5 protein-coding genes are annotated in these 4,978 nt (G+C 71.2%); 4 read left to right on the plus strand and 1 reads right to left on the minus strand.

The genetic code is table 11. The annotated features are described in order from the left end of the window. The first annotated feature begins 133 nt into the window (after positions 1-133). Together J0695_RS36000 and J0695_RS36005 are read left to right on the plus strand one after the other, a co-directional pair. Entirely contained in the window at positions 134-631 is a 498-nt protein-coding gene (locus tag J0695_RS36000; RefSeq protein WP_372445880.1) for a tetratricopeptide repeat protein, read from the plus strand. Next, positions 628-1,008, plus strand: a complete 381-nt coding sequence (locus J0695_RS36005) for a VOC family protein (protein ID WP_206968986.1) — start codon at positions 628-630, stop codon at positions 1,006-1,008. Before J0695_RS36000 ends, J0695_RS36005 begins: the two co-directional genes overlap by 4 nt. A gap of 64 nt (positions 1,009-1,072) precedes the next feature. On the opposite strand, the gene J0695_RS36010 is transcribed toward J0695_RS36005, so the two are convergent. Beyond that, positions 1,073-1,495 (minus strand): GNAT family N-acetyltransferase, encoded by a 423-nt coding sequence (locus J0695_RS36010; RefSeq protein WP_242553633.1) that lies wholly within the window; start codon positions 1,493-1,495, stop codon positions 1,073-1,075. Positions 1,496-1,614: 119 nt separating this feature from the next. Here J0695_RS36010 and J0695_RS36015 point away from each other — a divergent pair, with 119 nt between their 5' ends. Together J0695_RS36015 and J0695_RS36020 are read left to right on the plus strand one after the other, a co-directional pair. Continuing rightward, the gene (locus tag J0695_RS36015; protein ID WP_206968987.1) at positions 1,615-4,269 is read left to right on the plus strand and encodes an alpha/beta fold hydrolase; all 2,655 of its coding nucleotides are present in this window, start codon (positions 1,615-1,617) and stop codon (positions 4,267-4,269) included. Next, positions 4,266-4,978, plus strand: a 713-nt coding sequence (locus J0695_RS36020; RefSeq protein ID WP_206968988.1) for an ABC transporter permease, incomplete at its 3' end; no start/stop codon positions are given. The genes J0695_RS36015 and J0695_RS36020, both read left to right, overlap by 4 nt.

Genomic DNA, 4,978 nt, shown 5'->3' on the forward strand with positions numbered 1-4,978 from the left:
CCTCGGCGCGGAGTGGTTGCACGTCGACTACGAGGCCGGGTTGGAGCCGTTCTACGCCGCCTGCGGGTTCCGTCCCACCGCGGCCGGTCTCATGCGGCTCCGGGCGTCGCGCGGCGGTCCATAGGGTATGGGCATGAACGCAGACTGGGAGCAGCGCATTGTGGACGCCTACGCGTCCATCGACTCGTACGAGGAGCAGGAATTCCGGGCGGTCATCGACAAGCTCGTGGCCGAGCTCCCGGACGGCAGCCCCGTCGGGATCTTCGAGCGCGGCGGGGCGCTCGACTCGACCGGGCACTCCGACCTCGCCGTGCCGCTGTACAAGGAGGCCCTGGAGCGCGAGGTGCCCGGGATCCGGCGGCGGCGTGCGGTCATCCAGATGGCCAGTTCGCTGCGGAATCTCGGGCGGTCCGACGAGAGCGTCGAGCTGCTCACCGCCGAGTTGGACGCCGGACACGACGAACTGGACGACGCTGTAAGGGCGTTCCTCGCGCTGGCGTTGACCGACGTGGGCCGGGAACGTGAAGCCGTATCGCTCGCCCTCGGCGCACTGGCACCCCATCTGCCGCGCTACCAGCGGTCGTTGGGCAACTACGCGCGTCTGCTGCTGGTCGAGGAGGGCGGCTCATGACGTCACGGCCGCGTACGACCTTCACCGCTGTCGTCCTCGACGCGCCGGACGCCGGGGAGTTGGCGGGGTTCTACCGGCGGTTTCTCGGGTGGGAGGCCGCGCAGGAGGAGCCCGGCTGGGTCAAGCTCGTACCGCCCGGGGGCGGGACCGGCCTTTCCTTTCAGAGCGAGCCCGCCTATCTCCGGCCCGTCTGGCCCGCCGGCCCCCGCGAGCAGCAGATGATGCTGCACCTCGACTTCGAGGTCGACGACCTGGACACCGCCAGTGCCTACGCGGTCGCCGCAGGGGCGACGCTCGCGTCCCAGCAGCCGCAGGACGACGTACGGGTGCATTTCGACCCGGCGGGGCACCCGTTCTGTCTGTGGGTACGGACCTGAGCGCACAGGTCGCCCGGCGGCCCTGAACGCATCGGCCGGGGAACGGCAGTGCGCAACAGGGGCCTCAGTTCCATGTCCACGTCAGCATCGCGAACGTGGCGTCGGCCTTCGCCCCCGACGCCCGGTACACCGCGAGCGCCGGTTCATTGTCCGTGTCCACGCCGACCCACATGTCGTAACAGTCCCGTTCGCGCGCGACCTCGGCCAGCGTCGAGACGAGCGCACGGGCGATCCCGCGCCGGCGGTACGGCTCGGCCACCCCGAGCTCGTACAGGCACATCTCCGTCCCCTTGTCCGGATGGAGCATCTCGATGCCGGTGATGAATCCGGCCGGCAGCCCCTCGATGTACGCGATGAGCATCAGATGGCCCGGCGCCGCCAGGAAGCGCAGGGACCAGTCCCGGCGGGCCGGGCCGTCGAAGAGATGCTCGGCGGCGACGAGTTCGGCGGGATCGCTCGCGCGGCGGATCTCCAGGCGGTTCGACATGGGGCTGCCTCCCTACTCCTGCTGCTGTACGGGGCGACGCGCCCGTACTCCCCGGGTGCTACCGAGAGTTCCACCCGGCGGCAGCTTCGGGTGTCATACCTGCCGCTTAGGGTTCAGATATGAAGCTACGCAAGTCCCGCAGCAGGCGCAGCCGCGTTCTTGTCGGCGCGGCCGCCGCGATCGCCGTCCTGCTGGGGGCGGGGACGTGGACGGCCGTCGCCTCCGACGGGCCCGCCCCGGTCCATCGCGAGGACCGGGTGATGGCGGTGGACGGGGTGTCGCTCGACACCTCGTACTTCACCGCGGGCGGCGGCGGGCGGCGTCCCGCCGTGCTGATCGGGCACGGCTTCGGGGGATCGAAGGCCGATGTGAAGGGGCAGGCCGAGAAGCTCGCACGGGACGGGTACGCGGTGCTGACCTGGTCGGCGCGCGGCTTCGGCAAGTCGACGGGCAAGATCGGGCTCAACGATCCCGCAGGCGAGGTCAAGGACGTCTCGCGGATGATCGACTGGCTCGCGGCGCGGCCCGAGGTGCAGCTGGACAAGGCCGGGGACCCGCGCGTCGGCGTCACCGGCGCCTCGTACGGAGGGGCGGTCTCGCTGCTCGCGGCGGGGTACGACCAGCGGGTGGACGCCATCGCCCCGCAGATCACGTACTGGAACCTCGCGGACGCGCTGTTCCCTGACGGGGTCTTCAAGAAGCTCTGGGCCGGGATCTTCATCAACAGCGGCGGTGGCTGCGCGCACTTCGAGAAGCAGCTCTGCGACATGTACCAGCGGGTGGCGGTGGCCGGTAAGCCGGACGCGGCGGCGACCACGATGCTTGAGGCCCGCAGTCCGTCCGCCGTGGGCAGCCGGATCAAGGTGCCCGCGCTGATCGTGCAGGGGCAGACCGACTCGCTCTTCCCACTGGGGCAGGCCGACGCAGCGGCGAAGGCGATCGGGGCGAACGGCGCACCGGTCGCCGTGGACTGGATCGCGGGCGGGCACGACGGAGGGGACCGCGAGACGAACCGTATCGACGGGCGGATCTCGGACTGGTTCGGGCGGTATCTGAAGGGCGACAAGGGCACCGGCACCGGTCCTGCCTTCCGGGTGACGCGCACCGGCGGGGTCAGTTCGACCGACGGGTCGGCGCAGCTGAGGGGTGCGAGCTCCGGCAGCTACCCGGGGCTGGTGAGCGGCGACCGTACGATCGCGCTCACCGGACGGGAGCAGTCCGTCGAGAACCCTGCGGGGGCGAACCCGCCCGCGATCTCGGCCGTACCGGGCGTGGGGGCGCTGTCACAGCTCTCCGGGCTCGGGGTCGGGCTCTCCCTGGACTTCCCCGGGCAGTACGCGCGCTTCGACTCGGCGCCGCTGAAGGAGAACCTGCGCATCACGGGCACGCCGACCGTCAAGGTCAGGGTGAAGTCCGAAGGCAGCGACGAGACGGTGCTCTTCGGGAAGGTGTACGACGTCGGGCCCGACGGCAAGCAACAGGTACTGCCCAGCCAGCTGGTCGCCCCGGTGCGGATCACGGGGACCTCGGCGGGGAAGACCGTCGAGCTGACGCTGCCCGCCGTCGACCATCAGGTGGACGCCGGGCACCGGCTGCGGCTGGTGTTCGCCTCGACGGACCTCGGGTACGCATCCCCGGCCGCCCCGGCGACGTACAGCATCGCGCTCGACGGAAGCGGCGGTCTGAGCGTGCCCACGGATGTGGCCGTGAAGACGGCGGCCGCCGCGCTGCCCTGGTGGGTCTGGGGGCTGCCCGCCCTGGCGGCGCTGATCGCTGCCGGGCTGCTGGTCTCGCGCCGCAAGACGGTCCCGGCGCCCGATCCCGAGCTGGCGGAAGTGCCGCTGCAGATCACCGACCTGGCGAAGAAGTACTCCAAGTCCTCCGACCGGTACGCGGTGCGCGACCTCTCCTTCCGTGTCGAGAAGGGGCAGGTCCTCGGCCTTCTCGGGCCGAACGGCGCGGGCAAGACCACGACCCTGCGCATGCTGATGGGACTGATCACGCCCGACGGCGGAGACATCCGGGTCTTCGGGCACTCCATCCAGCCGGGCTCACCCGTGCTGTCGCGGGTCGGGGCGTTCGTGGAGGGCGCGGGCTTCCTGCCGCACCTCACCGGCCGCGAGAATCTCGACCTGTACTGGAAGGCCACCGGTCGGCCCGACGAGGACTCGCACGTCGAGGACGCGCTGCGGATCGCCGGTCTCGGCGACGCGCTGGAGCGCGCGGTGCGGACGTACTCGCAGGGCATGCGGCAGCGGCTCGCCATCGCCCAGGCGATGCTCGGCATGCCGGATCTCCTCATCCTGGACGAGCCGACCAACGGACTCGACCCGCCGCAGATCCGCGAGATGCGGGACGTCATGATCCGGTACGCGGCCGAGGGCAGGACCGTGATCGTCTCCAGCCACCTCCTCGCCGAGGTCGAGCAGTCCTGTACGCATCTGGTGGTCATGGACCGGGGCCGGCTCATCCAGGCCGGACCCGTCGCCGAGATCACCGGCAGCGGGGACACGCTGCTGGTCACGGCGGAGACCGGGTTCACGGAGGTGCTGGCCGAGAAGGTGGCCGCGCTGCCCGGGATCGGATCGGCCGTACAGGCCCCAGGGATCGACGGCGGACTGCTGGTACGGCTCGACGGGGCGAGCCCCGCCGCGCTCATCGCCGAACTGGTGCGCCTGGATGTGCCGTTGACCGCGGTGGGCCCGCACCGCCGCCTTGAGGACGCGTTCCTCACCCTGATCGGAGCTGGAGAAATGGCGGGAGGATCCGTATGAGCACGCACCTGAACACCCCTGTGAGCCCCCTGGTGGAGACCGCGCCCGGCTACCGCCCGCGGCACACGCTGCCGCTGCGCGTCGAGGCGATGCGGCAGTGGAAGCGGCGGCGGACCCTGGTCATGGGGGCGGTGCTGGTGGCACTGCCGTTCATCCTGATCGCGGCCTTCGCGATCGGCGGGACACCCAGCGGGCGCGACGGCCGGGTGACCCTGATGGACACCGCGACGGCGTCCGGGGCCAACTTCGCCGCGACCTGCCTCTTCGTCTCGGCGGGATTCCTGCTGGTGGTGCCGGTGGCGCTGTTCTGCGGCGACACCGTGGCCCAGGAGGCGAGCTGGTCCTCGCTGAGGTATCTGCTCGCGGCCCCGGTGCCCCGCGTACGGCTGCTGCTGAGCAAGCTGACGGTGGCGCTGGGCTTCAGCCTGGCGGCGATGGTGCTGCTTCCGCTCGTGGCGCTGATCGCGGGGACCGTCGCGTACGGCTGGGGACCGCTGGAGCTGCCGACCGGCGGCTCCATCACAGCCGGCGATGCGATTCCCCGGCTGGCGATCGTCGTGGCGTTCATCTTCGTCTCGCAACTGGTCACCGCAGCCCTGGCGTTCTGGCTCTCGACGAAGACGGACGCACCGCTGGGTGCGGTCGGCGGCGCGGTCACCGCGTCCAGCACATTGCCCACGATCGTCAGCCCGACCGCGCCGCCGACCGC

The sequence above is a fragment of the Streptomyces beijiangensis genome (assembly GCF_017315755.1).
GTDB lineage: Bacteria > Actinomycetota > Actinomycetes > Streptomycetales > Streptomycetaceae > Streptomyces > Streptomyces beijiangensis.

Bases quoted from the DNA above. Each gene is read 5' to 3' on its own strand.
- J0695_RS36000 (WP_372445880.1), top strand. From the start codon at position 134: ATGAACGCAGACTGGGAGCAGCGCATTGTGGACGCCTACGCGTCCATC.
- J0695_RS36005 (WP_206968986.1), top strand. From the start codon at position 628: ATGACGTCACGGCCGCGTACGACCTTCACCGCTGTCGTCCTCGACGCG.
- J0695_RS36010 (WP_242553633.1), bottom strand. From the start codon at position 1,495: ATGTCGAACCGCCTGGAGATCCGCCGCGCGAGCGATCCCGCCGAACTC.
- J0695_RS36015 (WP_206968987.1), top strand. From the start codon at position 1,615: ATGAAGCTACGCAAGTCCCGCAGCAGGCGCAGCCGCGTTCTTGTCGGC.